This is a genomic window from Aliiroseovarius zhejiangensis (assembly GCF_014656375.1).
GTDB lineage: Bacteria > Pseudomonadota > Alphaproteobacteria > Rhodobacterales > Rhodobacteraceae > Aliiroseovarius > Aliiroseovarius zhejiangensis.
Genome location: NZ_BNCH01000002.1, coordinates 267,104 through 282,837, shown reverse-complemented (window position 1 = coordinate 282,837; position 15,734 = coordinate 267,104). Strand labels below are relative to the sequence as shown.

Annotated in this window: 17 protein-coding genes; all 17 read right to left on the bottom strand. The window is 61.0% G+C overall.

Annotation, left to right across the window (positions count from 1 at the left end):
- Positions 1-43 precede the first annotated feature (43 nt).
- Positions 44-1,339 carry an NADH-quinone oxidoreductase subunit NuoF gene (nuoF, locus tag IE188_RS06055; RefSeq protein WP_191285571.1) on the bottom strand — a complete coding sequence of 432 codons (1,296 nt, stop codon included), beginning with the start codon at positions 1,337-1,339 and terminating at the stop codon, positions 44-46.
- A gap of 6 nt (positions 1,340-1,345) precedes the next feature.
- On the bottom strand, positions 1,346-1,582 hold the full coding sequence (locus IE188_RS06050; RefSeq protein ID WP_229836547.1) for a DUF5337 domain-containing protein: 237 nt from the start codon (positions 1,580-1,582) through the stop codon (positions 1,346-1,348).
- Between the two features lie 3 nt (positions 1,583-1,585).
- Complete coding sequence (locus IE188_RS16755) at positions 1,586-2,344, bottom strand: hypothetical protein (protein ID WP_229836546.1); 759 nt, start codon at positions 2,342-2,344, stop codon at positions 1,586-1,588.
- 118 nt (positions 2,345-2,462) lie between these two features.
- The gene (locus tag IE188_RS06040) at positions 2,463-3,608 is read right to left on the bottom strand and encodes an NADH-quinone oxidoreductase subunit E (RefSeq protein WP_191285570.1); all 1,146 of its coding nucleotides are present in this window, start codon (positions 3,606-3,608) and stop codon (positions 2,463-2,465) included.
- Entirely contained in the window at positions 3,608-4,828 is a 1,221-nt protein-coding gene (locus tag IE188_RS06035; protein ID WP_191285922.1) for an NADH-quinone oxidoreductase subunit D, read from the bottom strand. The genes IE188_RS06040 and IE188_RS06035 overlap by 1 nt, the downstream gene beginning before the upstream one ends.
- Positions 4,828-5,667, bottom strand: a complete 840-nt coding sequence (locus IE188_RS06030) for a sulfotransferase (RefSeq protein WP_191285569.1) — start codon at positions 5,665-5,667, stop codon at positions 4,828-4,830. The genes IE188_RS06035 and IE188_RS06030 overlap by 1 nt, the downstream gene beginning before the upstream one ends.
- 5 nt (positions 5,668-5,672) lie before the next feature.
- Positions 5,673-6,284 carry an NADH-quinone oxidoreductase subunit C gene (locus tag IE188_RS06025; RefSeq protein WP_191285568.1) on the bottom strand — a complete coding sequence of 204 codons (612 nt, stop codon included), beginning with the start codon at positions 6,282-6,284 and terminating at the stop codon, positions 5,673-5,675.
- 3 nt (positions 6,285-6,287) lie between these two features.
- On the bottom strand, positions 6,288-6,812 hold the full coding sequence (locus IE188_RS06020) for a NuoB/complex I 20 kDa subunit family protein (RefSeq protein WP_191285921.1): 525 nt from the start codon (positions 6,810-6,812) through the stop codon (positions 6,288-6,290).
- Positions 6,812-7,177, bottom strand: coding sequence for an NADH-quinone oxidoreductase subunit A (locus IE188_RS06015; RefSeq protein ID WP_091429417.1), 366 nt, complete (start codon positions 7,175-7,177; stop codon positions 6,812-6,814). Before IE188_RS06015 ends, IE188_RS06020 begins: the two co-directional genes overlap by 1 nt.
- 300 nt (positions 7,178-7,477) lie before the next feature.
- Positions 7,478-7,843 (bottom strand): hypothetical protein, encoded by a 366-nt coding sequence (locus IE188_RS06010; RefSeq protein ID WP_191285567.1) that lies wholly within the window; start codon positions 7,841-7,843, stop codon positions 7,478-7,480.
- 16 nt (positions 7,844-7,859) lie between these two features.
- Positions 7,860-8,642: a crotonase/enoyl-CoA hydratase family protein gene (locus IE188_RS06005; protein WP_191285566.1), complete on the bottom strand. Its 783-nt coding sequence runs from the start codon at positions 8,640-8,642 to the stop codon at positions 7,860-7,862.
- 3 nt (positions 8,643-8,645) lie between these two features.
- Positions 8,646-9,500, bottom strand: coding sequence for a hydroxymethylglutaryl-CoA lyase (locus tag IE188_RS06000; RefSeq protein ID WP_191285565.1), 855 nt, complete (start codon positions 9,498-9,500; stop codon positions 8,646-8,648).
- A gap of 5 nt (positions 9,501-9,505) precedes the next feature.
- A complete protein-coding gene (locus tag IE188_RS05995) occupies positions 9,506-10,183 on the bottom strand; it encodes a glutathione S-transferase family protein (RefSeq protein ID WP_191285564.1) in 678 nt (225 codons plus the stop codon).
- Positions 10,183-12,120 carry an acetyl/propionyl/methylcrotonyl-CoA carboxylase subunit alpha gene (locus IE188_RS05990; protein ID WP_191285563.1) on the bottom strand — a complete coding sequence of 646 codons (1,938 nt, stop codon included), beginning with the start codon at positions 12,118-12,120 and terminating at the stop codon, positions 10,183-10,185. Before IE188_RS05990 ends, IE188_RS05995 begins: the two co-directional genes overlap by 1 nt.
- Before the next feature lie 127 nt (positions 12,121-12,247).
- Positions 12,248-13,852, bottom strand: coding sequence for a carboxyl transferase domain-containing protein (locus IE188_RS05985; protein WP_191285562.1), 1,605 nt, complete (start codon positions 13,850-13,852; stop codon positions 12,248-12,250).
- A 1-nt stretch (position 13,853) separates the two neighbouring features.
- Positions 13,854-14,390 (bottom strand): lysozyme inhibitor LprI family protein, encoded by a 537-nt coding sequence (locus tag IE188_RS05980; protein ID WP_191285561.1) that lies wholly within the window; start codon positions 14,388-14,390, stop codon positions 13,854-13,856.
- The gene (locus IE188_RS05975; RefSeq protein ID WP_191285560.1) at positions 14,390-15,550 is read right to left on the bottom strand and encodes an isovaleryl-CoA dehydrogenase; all 1,161 of its coding nucleotides are present in this window, start codon (positions 15,548-15,550) and stop codon (positions 14,390-14,392) included. Before IE188_RS05975 ends, IE188_RS05980 begins: the two co-directional genes overlap by 1 nt.
- Positions 15,551-15,734: the final 184 nt, after the last annotated feature.

The following is a 15,734-nucleotide window of genomic DNA, read 5'->3' as shown; positions in this document are numbered from 1 at the left end:
CTGCATGTTCATCATCATTTCCTTTGCTCGCCACGGGTCGGCATCATTCTGCCGCGATGCTGGCCTTACCCTGTTTGTTCACACGGATGCGATCCTCGATTTCGTCGCGGAAGTTGCGGATCAGACCCTGGATCGGCCAGGCGGCCGCGTCGCCAAGGGCGCAGATCGTGTGACCTTCGACCTGTTTGGTCACGTCCCACAGCATGTCGATTTCCTCGACCTCGGCTTCGCCGCGCATCAGGCGATCCATCACGCGCATCATCCAGCCGGTGCCTTCCCGGCACGGCGTGCACTGACCACAGCTTTCGTGCTTATAGAATTTCGCCAGACGCCAGATCGCCTTGATGATGTCGGTCTGCTTGTCCATCACGATCACCGCCGCGGTGCCAAGACCCGAGCCAAGCTCGCCGCGCAGATAGTCGAAATCCATGATCGCGTCGCGCATGTTTTCACCGCGCACGCACGGCACCGACGAGCCGCCGGGGATCACGGCTTTCAGGTTGTCCCAGCCACCGCGAATGCCGCCGCAATGCTTGTCGATCAGTTCCTCAAAGGAAATCGACATTGCCTCTTCGACAACGCAGGGGTTGTTCACATGGCCCGAGATGCCAAACAGCTTGGTGCCGGAGTTGTTGGGGCGGCCAAAGCCTGCAAACCATTCCGGCCCGCGGCGCAGAATGGTCGGCACGACGGCGATGCTTTCCACGTTGTTCACGGTGGTCGGGCAGCCATACAGACCCGCCCCCGCCGGGAAGGGCGGCTTCATGCGTGGCATGCCTTTCTTGCCCTCAAGGCTCTCCAGAAGCGCGGTTTCCTCGCCACAGATATATGCGCCTGCCCCGTGATGCAGGAACAGGTCGAAATCCCAGCCGGATTTCGCGGCGTTCTTGCCCAGCAGCCCCGCATCATAGCATTCGTCAATCGCCGCCTGAAGCGCCTCGCGCTCGCGGATATATTCGCCGCGCAGATAGATATAGCAGGTGTTCGCATTCATCGCGAAAGACGCGATCAGCGCGCCCTCGATCAGCGTGTGCGGATCGTGGCGCATGATCTCACGGTCTTTACAGGTGCCGGGTTCGGATTCGTCCGCGTTGATCACCAGATAGGCCGGACGGCCGTCGCTTTCCTTGGGCATGAAGGACCATTTCAGACCGGTCGGGAAGCCCGCACCACCACGACCCCGCAGGCCCGAGGCTTTCATCTGCTCGATGATCCACTCGCGCCCATTCTTGATGATCCCGGCGGTGCCATCCCAATGGCCACGCTGTTTGGCGCCCGCAAGGGTGCGGTCGTGCATGCCATAAAGGTTGGTAAAGATCCGGTCTTTATCCTGCAGCATTCGTTCTTATCCTTCATCCGCCCGGCGCTTGCGCCAGATCCGATACGTTACCACCAGGCCAAACACGAACCCGGCCAAAGCGCACAAGTCCAACAAACCTCTGATTGATTGAGACCAACCAAAGTGGTTTCCCGCCCAGGTGCCACCGACCCACAGCGCACCGGTGAAGGCGATGACAAGACCCGCCAGGCGCCCTTCCCGCTGTAAGCTGTTTTTCGGATCGGTGTGCATGATCTGTGTCATCCTTTAATAAACATCGCCCTTTTTGACCTTCTTCGAGAACGCGGTTTCCCCGCCTTCGGCCAGGGTCTTGGCTTGTTCCACCCAACCGTCCCGTTCGATCCGACCTTTGAAGCTCAGGTTGTCGTCAACCCAGGCGATCTCGTCCGGGCCCCATTGGGCGATCTGGTCGAAATGCCAGAAGCCAAGCGCGTTCAACGTCTGCTCCAGTTTCGGCCCGACGCCTTTGAGTTGCTTTAGATCATCGGCGCCCGAGGCGCGCGGTGCATCCATGGTGTGTGGCTTGTTGGGCTGGCCGGTCGGTGCGGCTGCGGCCGGTTTGGCTGCTTTGGCGGCAGAGCCTTTCGGCGTGGCTTTCTTGGCCACTGGTGTATCCGAGACTGTCTTTTTCGCAGCAGGCTTTTTCACAGCAGGCTTGGCGTCCGTCTTCTCGGCGGGGGCCTGAGGGGCGGTCGCGGCCTCGACCGGGACGGGTGCCCCATCCATCGCCGCAGCCGGAATGCTGGCCGCCGAGGCCGCAACCTCGTCCGACCCACGCTCATCCGGCGCGACGTCATCGCCTGCCTGTGCGATCTCTCCGACCGCAGTGCTGGTCACATCGCTGCAAAAGACCTTCTGCAAGAAAATCGCCAAGCCAATGGCCACGGCGATCCCGATGATCAGGCCGATGATGCCCGAGATCATCAGAAACAGCGCAAAACCAAGCAGCGCGCCGATGATCCAGCAGATATTCTTGCAGGTGAAAAACCCGGTATCTTTAGTCATTGTCCCTATCCCTGTTGTTGATGGTGGACACAAAAACAGGTCGCACGGATGCGTTGGCATTTTTCTGCCTTGTCAGACGCTTATGTTCCATTCGACCCGTCAACATACCTGGTTCCAGTCAGACCTCGCCCTTCTTGTTCTTGCGCGAAAACGCGGTGTCACCGCCTTCTGCAAGGATTTTGGCTTGCTCGACCCAGCCGTCGCGTTCAATCCGGCCCTTGAAGGACAGTTGATCGTCAACCCAGGCAATCTCTTCCGCATTCCATTTGGCGATCTGGTCGAAATGCCAGAAGCCAAGCCCGTTCAGGACACCTTCCAGCTTGGGGCCAACGCCCTTCAGCAGTTTCAGGTCGTCCGCGCCTGACTTGCGGGGGGCTTTCATCGTGCGGGGTTTCTTGGTGTTCTCAGGGGCAACCGGTTCGGCTGCCGGTTTGACCGGGGGCTTGGCAATTTTCTTGCTGTCATCCTCGGGCACCTTGCGCACAGGCTTTTGCTTGTTGGCAGGCTTGGGGTCCACGGCGGGTTTTGGCGGTTGCGCCTTGCCGCTGGTGGCGTTCTTGCCAAGCCACGGCGTCAGCAGGGGCACTTCGGTGCCGTCAATCCGCTTGATCGTGTCACCAAGATCGGTCGCCAGTTGGACGCTTGCGTTATACTGCGTCTTGCCGCTTTCATATTCGGTCAGCGAGGTCAGCCCGCCCAGCGGCTCGGATGCATAGCGCCCGTTTTGCGGGCCCGGCACAGGCACCTTGCCTGCAGCCAGGTCATCCAGCAGCTTGCCAAGGCTTTCTGCGGTCAGGTCTTCGTAATAGTCCTTGCCAATCTGGGCCATGGGCGCGTTGGTGCAGGCGCCCAGGCATTCAACCTCTTCCCAGCTGAACTTGCCATCGGTCGACACGACATGCGGCTTGTCGGCGATCTTTTCGCGACAGACTGCGATCAGGTCCTCCGCGCCGCAAATCATGCAGGACGTGGTGCCACAAATCTGGATATGCGCAACAGACCCAACAGGTTGCAGCTGGAACATGAAGTAAAACGAGGCGACTTCCAGCACGCGAATATCGGCCATGCCCAACATATCCGCCACATGCTCGATCGCGGGCTTGGTCAGCCAGCCTTCCTGTTCCTGCGCCCGCCACAACAGCGGGATCACAGCCGAGGCCTGACGCCCTTCGGGATATTTCGTGATCTGCGCTTCGGCCCAGGCCTGGTTGGCCGGGGTGAAGGCAAAACTTTCGGGTTGTTCATGATGCAAACGGCGAAGCATTAGCGGTCGATCTCCCCAAACACGACGTCCATGGTGCCGATGATGGCGGCGACGTCGGCCAGTTGGTGGCCACCGGCCACATGGTCCATAGCTTGCAGGTGCAGGTATCCCGGCGCGCGGATCTTGGCGCGGTAGGGGCGGTTGGTCCCGTCAGCCACCAGATAGACGCCGAACTCGCCCTTGGGCGCTTCCACGGCGGCATACACTTCGCCTGCAGGCACCTTGAAGCCTTCGGTGTACAGCTTGAAGTGGTGGATCAACGCTTCCATCGAGCGTTTCATCTCGCCCCGTGGCGGCGGCGACAGCTTGCCACGTGCCATCACGTCGCCCTGCCCGTCCGGCGCGCGCAGTTTCGCGATCGCCTGGTGCATGATCTTCAGCGACTGGCGCATCTCTTCCATGCGGACAAGATAGCGGTCATAGCAATCACCGTTCTTGCCGACAGGGATCTGGAACTCGAACTCGTCATAGCATTCATAGGGCTGCGCGCGGCGCAGGTCCCAGGCCAAGCCCGACCCACGCACCATCACGCCCGAAAAGCCCCAGTTCAGGATGTCTTCTTCAGTCACGATGCCGATATCGGCGTTGCGTTGTTTGAAGATGCGGTTTTCGGTCAACAGCCCGTCAATATCGTCGATCTTGGCGGGAAACTCGTTGGCCCATGTCTCGATATCGTCGATCAGTTCGGGCGGCAGGTCCTGATGGACACCGCCGGGGCGGAAATAGTTGGCGTGCAGGCGCGCGCCGCAAGCGCGTTCATAGAAGATCATCAGCTTCTCACGCTCTTCGAAGCCCCAGAGCGGCGGCGTCAGCGCGCCCACATCCATCGCCTGCGTGGTGATGTTCAGAAGGTGGTTCAGAATGCGGCCGATTTCCGAAAACAGCACGCGGATCAGCGAACCGCGACGCGGAACCTCGACGCCACACAGCTTTTCAATCGCCAGACACCAGGCATGTTCCTGGTTCATCGGGGCCACATAATCCAACCGGTCAAAATACGGCAGGTTTTGCAGATAGGTGCGGCTTTCCATCAGCTTTTCGGTGCCACGGTGCAACAGGCCGATATGCGGGTCGGCCCGTTCGACAATCTCGCCGTCCAGCTCCAGCACCATGCGCAGCACGCCGTGGGCGGCCGGGTGTTGCGGGCCGAAGTTGATGTTGAAGTTGCGGATCTTCTGTTCGCCGGTCAGGGCGTCGTTGAAATCCTTGGATCCGTCCATCATGCGCTCACCATCTTCTGGGTCCATTCCGGCGGAAGCTCACCCATGAACTTCTCGACGAAATTGTATTGCGGTTTAAGGGCTGCCTGAAGTTGGGCGCGTTGGCCCATGGGCAGGTCGGCTTTCACGCTTTCATGCACCACACGGTCGAACGATGCGGGCTGGGGGGCGATCCCCAGAAACGCGCACAGACGTTCGATGGCGGCGGGCGTGAACAGCCGTTCGTAAAATTCGATATGCAGAGCCTCGCGCGGGATCGCGCGGGTCAACCGGTTCAGCGTGCGACGATAGTTCGACCGATCAAGGATATTCTCTGCCGTGCCGTTCAGCACGCCATCCACCTTCGCATCCAGCGTCGCCCCGTCACCGCCCGCCATCATGCGGATGTTTGACCAGATCCGATCCACCGGATCGCGCATCAGATAGACAAACCGCACCTTGTCGGTCAGCGCCGCCATGGTTTTCAGCGTTTTTTCTTTCAGCAAGCCATATGCAGGGGTGAAGTCACCAACTACACGCGCCTTGGCACCGCCATCCTGCACATAGCGCAGATAGGCCGCGTCATTGCGCGTCTTCCCGTCAAACACCGCCAGCCAGCGTTCCAGATCAGAAATCAGCCGTTTCTGCCATGCGGTCGGCTTGTCTTTTCGGGCGGCCTCAAGCCGCGCTTGCGCCTGCTTGCGATAGAAATCGCCCGTGCCATGCTCCAACGCGTCGAAGTAATGCAATTCCTTCATCGCCGGAAGATGACACTCCCGGTGGCCAGACAGGTAATCGAACAGCCAGCTAGTGCCAGCTTTCGTTGCCCCAAGGCAGAATATGAAGGTTTGCCCGCTCATCTGGTTCAGCCCTTGGCCTCGTCAGATTTTTCATCACCGGGCAGGATATAGTTGGCCCCTTCCCACGGCGACATGAAGTCGAACTGGCGATATTCCTGGGTCAGCGATACGGGCTCATAGACCACGCGTTTCTCGACCTCGTCATAGCGCACTTCGGTATAACCCGTGGTCGGGAAATCCTTGCGCAGCGGATGACCGCGGAAACCGTAGTCGGTCAGGATCCGGCGCAGATCCGGGTGACCCGAAAACAGGATGCCGAACATATCGAACACTTCGCGTTCGAACCAACCAGCCGAGGGGTGAACCTCGGTGATCGACGGCACCATGTCGTCTTCGCGGATCGCGACTTTCACACGGATGCGCAGGTTCGTGTACATCGACAGGAAGTGATAAACCACGTCGAAGCGATCTTCGCGCGACGGGTAATCCACAGCGGTGATGTCCACCAGCGTCGAGAATTTGCAGGCGGTGTCGGTCTTCAGAAACTCGATGAAAGACGGAATGGCCGACAGCGGCACGGTGACGGTCAACTCGCCAAAGGCAATGTCCCAGCCCAGCACGCAATCGGGGCGTTTGGCTTCCAGCAGGGCGCCAAGTTCGTTCAGGGCGTCACTCATCGCTTACCTCACAATCGTGCCGGTGCGGCGGATTTTGCGTTGCAGTTGCAGGATGCCATAGACCAGCGCCTCGGCGGTCGGGGGGCAGCCGGGCACGTAAATGTCCACGGGCACGATCCGGTCACAGCCGCGCACCACGGAATAGGAATAGTGGTAATAGCCGCCGCCATTGGCACACGACCCCATCGAGATCACATAGCGCGGATCGGGCATCTGGTCGTAAACCTTGCGCAGGGCCGGTGCCATCTTGTTGGTCAGCGTGCCCGCCACGATCATCACATCCGACTGACGCGGAGAGGCGCGCGGCGCAACGCCATAGCGTTCAAGGTCATAACGCGGCATGGATGCGTGCATCATCTCGACCGCGCAGCAGGCCAAACCGAAGGTCATCCAGTGCAAGCTGCCGGTGCGCGCCCAGTTGATGATGTCATCGGTGGTAGTCAGCAGAAAACCCTTGTCGGCCAGCTGATCGTTCAGAAGCCGCGTGGCGTGTTCGCGATCGCCTTCGGCGGTGTTTGGTCCGGTCATCACTCCCATTCCAGCGCCCCTTTCTTCCACTCATAGGCAAAGCCGATCGTCAGGACGGCCAGGAACACCATCATCGACCAGAACCCGACCATGCCCACATCCTTGAAGGCCACGGCCCACGGGAACAGGAAGGCGATTTCGAGGTCGAAAATGATGAACAGGATCGACACCAGATAGAACCGGACGTCGAACTTCATCCGCGCATCGTCAAAGGCGTTGAAGCCACATTCATAGGCGCTGAGTTTTTCGGGATCGGGATTGCGGACCGCCAACACAACGGCGGCAAGGATCAGAACAAGACCGATAACAATCGCTAATCCGAGGAAAATGATGATGGGGAGATATTCTCTGAGAAGGTCTTCCACGTGTGGCTCCTTTGAACGGTTTACCCGCCTGTCGCTAGCTCATTGCGGTTTACCGTCAGGGGGGGGCAGGGTCAACCGAGTGCATATCGCATTCGAGTTTATGAATGCGAGCGCAAAACCCAGGGCTGGCCTTTCAGTATACCGTTGTTTGCAAGGGGTTCGGGCACAGGTTAAGCATTTTGCGCGTGCAGAAATTCGTCACCTGTTAACCAAAATTCCAGCAAGTTTCGCCGTCGCGCAGCAAATGGCGGGCTGAACCGGGTTGGGAAAAGAGACTCACCAGCTTGAAAATCTGTTGAGCTAACCCCAGGCAAGTCGCAGTGCGCACAAGGTCAGCACAACCGTCACCGGGCCCCAGAGCATCCGCTCGGGCCGCGACGGGGTGGCAAGGTTTGCCACACAGGTCAGCACCGTCACCGCGAAGGCCGCCCAGAAGGTCCAGACGGGCAGCGCGGTGACCAGACCGGCCCGCGCGGCCATCGCCCACCCCATCAGACCCAGGATCGCCCCCTGCCCCACGGCCGCAAACCGCATGTAGACCGGCAGCCGACCGGGCCACTTGCCACCATTTGCCAGATGCCCCCACGGCGCGCCAGCCGCCATGCAGGCCTGAAACAGCATGAGCACGACAATCAGCGCGACATAGATATATCCGGCCACGACCACGACGAACCGCCTCGCGTTACGCCCAGCTTGGTTTGCGCTTGTCGAAGAAGGCTGCGATGCCCTCCTGCGCCTCGGCGCTTTCCCAGCGGGCGACCAGACCGGCAATGGTCTCGTCGATGATGTCTTCGGTGATGGGTGGGCCAAGTCTGCGTGCCAGTGCCTTGGCCTCGGCCACCGCGCCGGGGGCCACGGAAAGGTAGGGTTTCACCTCGGCTTCCACGGCGGCGTCCAGATCCTTGGGCGCAACGGCTTTGGCCAGAAGGCCCAGCGTCACTGCTTCGTCCGCGTCAAAGATGCGCGCCGACATGAACACGCGGCGCGCCATGGCTTCGCCCAGACGGGCAAGCACATAGGGGCCGATAGTGGCCGGGATCAGACCCAAGCGGGTTTCGGTCAGGCCGAATTTTGCCCCCGTCACACCGATGGAGACATCCGAAACGGACGCCATCCCGACACCCCCGCCAAAGGCTTGACCCTGCACACGGGCAATCAGAGGTTTCGGCATTTCATTCAATGCATTCAGCATCATCGCCAGTTTCTTGGCCTCGACACCGCGCGTCACGGGGTCCGCCGCCATCTGATCCTGCATCCAACGCAGATCACCGCCAGCGCAGAAACTTTTGCCCGCGCCGGTCAGGATCACGACGCGAACACCGTCATCGCCTCCCAGCGCGTGGGCCGCGTGGGTCAGTTCCTCGATCATCTTGGCAGACATGGCATTGTGCTTCTCGGCACGGTTCAGAAGCAGGGTGGCCACGCCGCGTTCGTCCGTCGAAATCGAGATGGTCTCATAGGTCATGGCTCACTCCCCTGCCCGCATCTGCCGCGCCATATCGGCGGCCTTTTCCAGAATGTCGCGATCCAGCCCGGTCGCATAGCCCAGCGCCGTCACGCGGTCATGCACCGCCTCGGTCGCCACGTTGCCCTGCGCGCCGGGCGCATAGGGGCAACCGCCCAGTCCGCCCACAGCGGCGTCAAACACACGCAGCCCTTTCTTCAACGACGCTTCGATGTTGTCACACGCGCGGCCCGCCGTGTCGTGGTAATGGCCCGCGAACATATCCGGCCCCGCCACACCCAGCACTGCATCCAGCATCGCGTCGATCGTGTCAGGGGTTGCCTGCCCGATCGTGTCGCCCAGCGAGATTTCATAGCAGCCCATCGCGATCAGTTGCTCGGCCACCCACGCCACCTTGTCGGGAGGCGTCGGCCCGTCGAACGGGCAATCCGTCACGCAGGAGATATAGCCGCGCATCATGATCCCGGCCTCGTTTGCCGCATCCGCCACGGGCTGGAACCGTTCCAGGCTTTCGGCGATGGTGCAATTGATATTGCCCTTGGAAAACCCTTCAGATGCCGAGCCGAATATCGCGATCTCGTCCGCCTTGGCCGCCATCGCGCCTTCAAAACCCCGCAGGTTCGGGGTCAGGGCGGCATAGGACACGTCCTTGGCGCGCGTGATGCCTGCCAGCACCTCGGCTGAATCCGCCATTTGCGGCACCCATTTCGGGCTGACGAAGCTGGCGACCTCGATGCGTTTGAACCCTGCACCGGACAGAAGATCGACCAGCGCGATCTTGTCCTCGGTCGGGATCTGGCGCTTTTCGTTTTGCAGCCCGTCGCGTGGGCCGACCTCGAAAATCTCGACGTAATCCATCGGGGTTACTCCTGTGGAACGGGATAGAACGCACGGTCATAGAAGCGTTGTTCGCCCTCGCGGTCTATCACACGCTGGTAAGACGGCATTGCCTCGATCCGTGCCTTGTAGGCCAGAATATTGGGAAACTCGTCCAGTTTCACATAGTAAGGCGCGGCAAACAGGTTGAAGCCCAGCATGATATCGGCACCGGAAAACCCGCGAGCCAGCAGCCAGTCGCGCCCCTCAAGCCGCGCCTCGAGCCCCAGAAGCGTATGGCGCAGCCGCGCCACGTTCAGCTTGATCACGATGGGGCTGGGTTTGGCGGGCGGGCGCAGAAAGACCATTTGCAGGTTCAATTGCTCAATCAGGCTGGCCATGGTTTCCGAGTAGTGAATCCATTGCAGGTAATCGGTCCGTTCGGCTTCACCGGGGTTCACACCCAGTTCGGGGGCAAACTCCTCGATCAGAAATTGCACGATGGCGCCGCTTTCGCTGATCCGTTTGGAACCGATTTCCAAGGCAGGCACCCGCGATGCGGGGGACACTTCAGGCAAATCACCCTCGTACATCTGTTTCGAGCCGATCTGGTATTCCACAACCTCAAGCGTGCGGCCCAGCTTGTCCTCCAGCCCGATTTCCTCGATCAGCCAGAGCACCCGGATGGACCGGGCGTATTGAACGTGGTGAAGCCGGAAGGTCATCAGCTTTCCTCTTCTTCCTCAAGCTGCACGAGGGGCGCGCCCGCTTCCACCTGATCGCCCTCAGCGCAGAGCACTTCGGCCACGACGCCGTCCCGCGCGGCGGTCAGGCTGTGTTCCATTTTCATGGCTTCCAATACGGCAAGCCGGTCGCCCTGCTTGACCTCTTGCCCGGACTTGGCAAAGACGGCCTTGACCAGACCCGGCATCGGCGCCTCGACCACGCCCGCCCCTGCGCCTGCGCCCGCATCCTGATCCAAGGGGTCGGCGACGTGGAACTCCAGCCCCGATTGGGCAAAGACGGTCACCACATTGCCCGCCTTGGTCACGCGCGGGCCACGGTCGCCGCCCATTTTCCACTGGCCGTGAATGCAGGTGGCTTCGATGCTGTCCTCGCCAATGGTGATCACGTGCCGATCCGCGCCGTAAGAGGTCACGACGACCTCGTAAGTGTCCTCGCCATGCGTGAGCGTGACAAAGTGGTTCAGCCCGCCCCAAAGCGTAAAGCCCGAGCCTTCGCGTTTCAAAAGCCCCAGTGCACACAGCGCCGCCGCCCCCACATCGGCCATCGTTGGGCCGGGGTCGGCGGTCAGCGCCGCAAGATCGCGTTCTATCAACCCGGTGTCCACATCACCGGCGGCAAACCCGTCGTGCCGCGTCAGCGCGCCAAGGAAAGCAAGGTTGGTCACGGACCCCGCAACCTCGGTATGGGTCAGCGCCGAGGACAACTGACGCAAGGCGGCGGCCCGCGATCCCGCATGGACGGTGATCTTCGCGATCATCGGGTCATAGAACGGGCTGATCGTGTCACCCGCCCGCACGCCGGTATCGGCCCGCGCGCCGTCGGGGAATTTCAGGTGGGTCAGCGTGCCGGTGGCGGGCAAGAAGCCCTTGGGCACGTCTTCCGCATAAAGTCGTGCCTCAAACGAATGTCCGTTGATGGTCAACTCGTCCTGTTGCTTGGGCAGCCCTTCTCCGCTGGCGACGCGCAACTGCCATTCGACCAGATCGACGCCCGTGATGGCTTCGGTGACGGGATGTTCCACCTGCAGGCGTGTGTTCATTTCCATGAACCAGAACCCGTCGGTGCGTAGCCCGTCCGAGCCGTCCACGATGAACTCCACCGTGCCGGCGCCCTTGTAGCCGATGGCTTCGGCCGCGCGCACGCCCGCCTGCCCCATCGCTTCGCGCACCTCGGCTGTCATGCCGGGGGCCGGGGCTTCCTCGATAACCTTCTGGTGCCGCCGTTGCAACGAACAGTCGCGTTCAAAGAGATGGACCGCTTTCGAGCCGTCGCCAAACACCTGTACTTCGATATGGCGGGGGCTGAGGACGTATTTCTCGATCAGTACATCGGGGTTGCCGAAGGCCGTCTGCGCCTCGCCCTGCGCGCTGGCCAGAGCATCGGCGAAATCCTTGGGGTTATCAACGCGGCGCATCCCCTTGCCACCACCGCCCGCGACGGCCTTGATCAGAACGGGATAGCCGATCTGTTCAGCCTGTTCAGCCAGAAATGCGGCGTCCTGATTGTCCCCGTGATAGCCAGGGACGACCGGCACGCCGGCCTCCTCCATCAGCTTCTTGGCGGCGTCTTTCAGACCCATGGCGCGGATCGCTTCGGCCGAGGGGCCGATGAAGGTCAGCCCGGCCTTTTCCACAGCCTCTACGAAATCCGGGTTTTCCGACAGGAACCCATAGCCCGGATGGATCGCCTGTGCGCCGGTGTCCTGCGCCGCCTGGATGATCACGTCGCCCTTCAGATAGGACTGTGCGGGCTGCGGCGGGCCGATATGCACGGCTTCATCGGCCATTTTCACATGCCGCGCGGCGGCGTCGGCGTCGGAATAGACCGCAACGGTCGCCACGCCCAGATTGCGGGCTGTGTCGATCACGCGGCAGGCAATTTCGCCGCGGTTGGCAATCAGGATTTTCGTGAACATAGGTCTGTTCCTTTTGTCGGGCGGCGGAACCGGGGGCTATCCGCCCCGTCGCCATTGTTTCTCGGACCAATGGCGCCACAATGGCGACCCCCGAGGATATTTCGAGCCAGAAGAAGCAACGGGTGGGCTACATCCGGAACACGCCGAACTTCGTCGGCTCGATCGGGGCGTTCAGGGCAGCCAGCAGCGATAGATAGAGCACCTCGCGCGATTTGCGCGGGTCGATCACGCCATCATCCCACAAACGCGCCGAGGCGTAGAGCGGGTGGCTCTGTTCCTCAAACATATCAATGGTGGGTTGCTTGAAAGCGGCTTCCTCCTCGGCTGACCATTCCCCACCTTGCCGTTCGATGGCGTCACGTTTCACGGTCGCCAGCACACCGGCGGCCTGTTCGCCACCCATCACGGAGATCCGCGAATTGGGCCAGGACCACATGAAGCGCGGTTGATAGGCGCGCCCGGCCATGCCGTAGTTCCCGGCGCCGTAAGAGCCACCAACAACCATCGTCACCTTCGGCACGTTGGTGGTGGCCACAGCCGTCACCATCTTGGCACCATGACGGGCGATGCCTTCGTTCTCGTACTTCCGGCCCACCATGAAGCCGGTGATGTTTTGCAGGAACACCAAGGGGATGTTGCGCTGGCTGCACAGTTCGACGAAATGCGCGCCTTTCTGGGCGGCTTCCGAGAAAATCACGCCGTTGTTGGCGATGATCCCGATGGGGCAACCTTTCAGATGCGCAAAACCCGTGACCAGCGTTTCGCCAAAGCGGGGCTTGAACTCATCAAAGCGCGAGCCGTCCACGATGCGCATGATCACTTCGCGGATGTCATAAGGCGTTTTCAGGTCGGCAGGCACCACACTCAGCAATTCTTCAGGGTCATAGGCGGGGTCTTCCGGTTCCTGCCACTTCACTGTCATTGGTTTCTTACGGTTCAGGCTTTCCACCGCGCGACGGGCCAGCGCCAGTGCGTGGGCGTCATCCTCGGCCAGGTAATCGGCCACACCGGACAGACGCGTGTGCACGTCCCCGCCGCCAAGGTCTTCGGCTGATACAACTTCGCCGGTTGCGGCCTTCACCAAGGGGGGACCGGCAAGGAAGATGGTGCCTTGTTCTTTCACGATGATGGTCACGTCCGACATGGCGGGCACGTAGGCGCCGCCTGCTGTGCAGGATCCCATCACGACCGCGATCTGCGGGATGCCCTTGGCGCTCATCCGCGCCTGATTGTAGAAGATGCGGCCAAAGTGGTCACGATCCGGGAACACCTCGTCCTGATTGGGCAGGTTCGCGCCGCCGCTGTCCACCAGATAGATGCAGGGCAGATTGCATTCTTCCGCAATCTCCTGCGCGCGCAGGTGCTTCTTGACGGTCATCGGGTAATAGGTGCCGCCTTTGACGGTGGCGTCATTACACACAACCATCACCTCTTGCCCGTGCACCTGACCGATACCGGCAATCACGCCCGCCGCCGGGGCCGCACCATCATACATGCCATGCGCCGCTGTTGCGCCGATTTCCAGGAAAGGCGAGCCGGGGTCCAGCAAGTTCGACACCCGGTCGCGCGGCAGCATCTTGCCGCGCGACAGGTGACGTTCGCGCGATTTCTGCCCGCCGCCCATCATCGCGGCTTCGGCAGCCTCCTGCACGATTTTCAACGCCTCAAGATGGCCCTCACGGTTGGCTTTATACGCCTCGGAACCAGGCGTGGCTTGGGAATTCAATTTCATCTCAGCATCCTTCGTGGTTGCAGATCGTGTCGCCATACCGGTTCAGGTCGGCCTCCAGCACAAGGGACTGGCGGGCGGTCAGGTGCAGCATGCAGGCGATGGACGCAGGGCCACCGCCCGTACCCCCGCCCCATTTCGTACGTTCATAGTCGCAAGACGCGTCACGGAACGTGATCCACGCGCGCTGCATGTCCAGAAGCGCTGGTGCCTGCCTGGGCGCTGCAGAGCCCAGCGTCGCCAGTTCTTCATCCTCGGCCTTCAACCGGGTCATCAACAGACCATAGGCGCGGTTCATGCGGCGATCCCAGTCTTCGTATTCCAACCCAAGGCAAGACGCCATGCCGGCGGTACTTGACCCGCCCTCGGTCGCCTCCATGCAATAATTTGCCGCCGATCCAACGCAGCGCATCGGGTCGCCATCTTCCCCCATCGCAGACAGACAATCGGTGGTGGGGTGGAAGCTGTAGGTCATGTCCTGCGCCGTGGCCGGAGGTGCCAAAACCACCAACACAGCGAAGAGTGCGCCCCGGAAGCTCATCACTGCGCCCCCATCAACTCACGCCCGATCAGCATCCGGCGGATTTCCGACGTGCCCGCGCCGATCTCCATCAGCTTGGCGTCGCGGAAGATGCGGCTGACGGGCGTTTCATTCATGTAACCCGATCCGCCCATCGCCTGCACCGCCTGATGGGCCTGTTTCATCGCTTCCTCAGACGCATAAAGCACGCAGGCGGCGGCGTCCTGACGGGTTACCTCGCCCCGGTCACAGGCCTTGGCGACCTCGTACACATAAGCGCGGGCCGAGTTCATTGCGGTATACATATCCGCGATCTTCGCCTGCATCAGTTGGAAATCGCCGATGGGGCGGCCAAACTGTTTGCGCTCTTTCATATACGGCATGATCTCGTCCATGCAGGCGGCCATGATGCCGGTGCCGATACCAGACAGCACGACGCGCTCGTAATCCAGACCCGACATCAAAACGGCGACGCCCTTGCCTTCTTGGCCCAACACGTTTTCGAACGGCACTTCGACGTCTTCAAAGATCAACTCGGCGGTGTTCGACCCACGCATCCCCAGCTTGTCGAAATGGGGCGAAGTCGAGAACCCCTTCATGTCTTTCTCGATGATGAAGGTGGTAATTCCCTTGGGGCCTGCCTCGGGGTCGGTCTTGGCATAAACGACCAGCGTATCCGCATCCGGGCCGTTGGTGATCCAGAACTTGGTGCCGTTCAACACGTAGTAGCCGTTGCGCTTCTCGGCCCGCAGCTTCATCGAAACCACGTCCGACCCCGCGCCTGCCTCGGACATGGCCAAAGCACCGATATGTTCGCCCGAAATCAGCTTGGGCAGATATTTCTGCTTCTGCTCTTCCGTGGCGTTGCGGCGGATCTGGTTCACACACAGGTTCGAATGCGCGCCGTATGACAGCGAGACCGAGGCCGACGCCCGCGCGATTTCCTCAACGATCACCACATGCGCCAGATACGACATGCCCGCCCCGCCATATTCTTCGGGGGTGGTTACGCCCAGCAGTCCAAGTTCGCCAAACTCGCGCCACAGCTCGTTGGGAAATTCGTTCTTCTGATCCACCTCGGCCGCGATGGGCTTGATGCGGTCCTGCGCGAACCGATGTACCATCTCGCGCAGCGCGTTGACGTCCTCGCCAAGATCAAAATTCATGCTGTGGTTGAACATCCGAAATCCTCCATTTGGCCGGCCCGGCCGCCGCCGTTATTGAACGCTTGTTCAGTTAATCGCAAATGCTCCGATTCGGGTCAATACGCACCCAAACTCACGCAGCGTCACGATGTTATACGCCCGGCTTCTTCTGGCCCAAAATATCCTGGGGTGAATGCGCGTCCGCGCAGAGGGGCAAGGC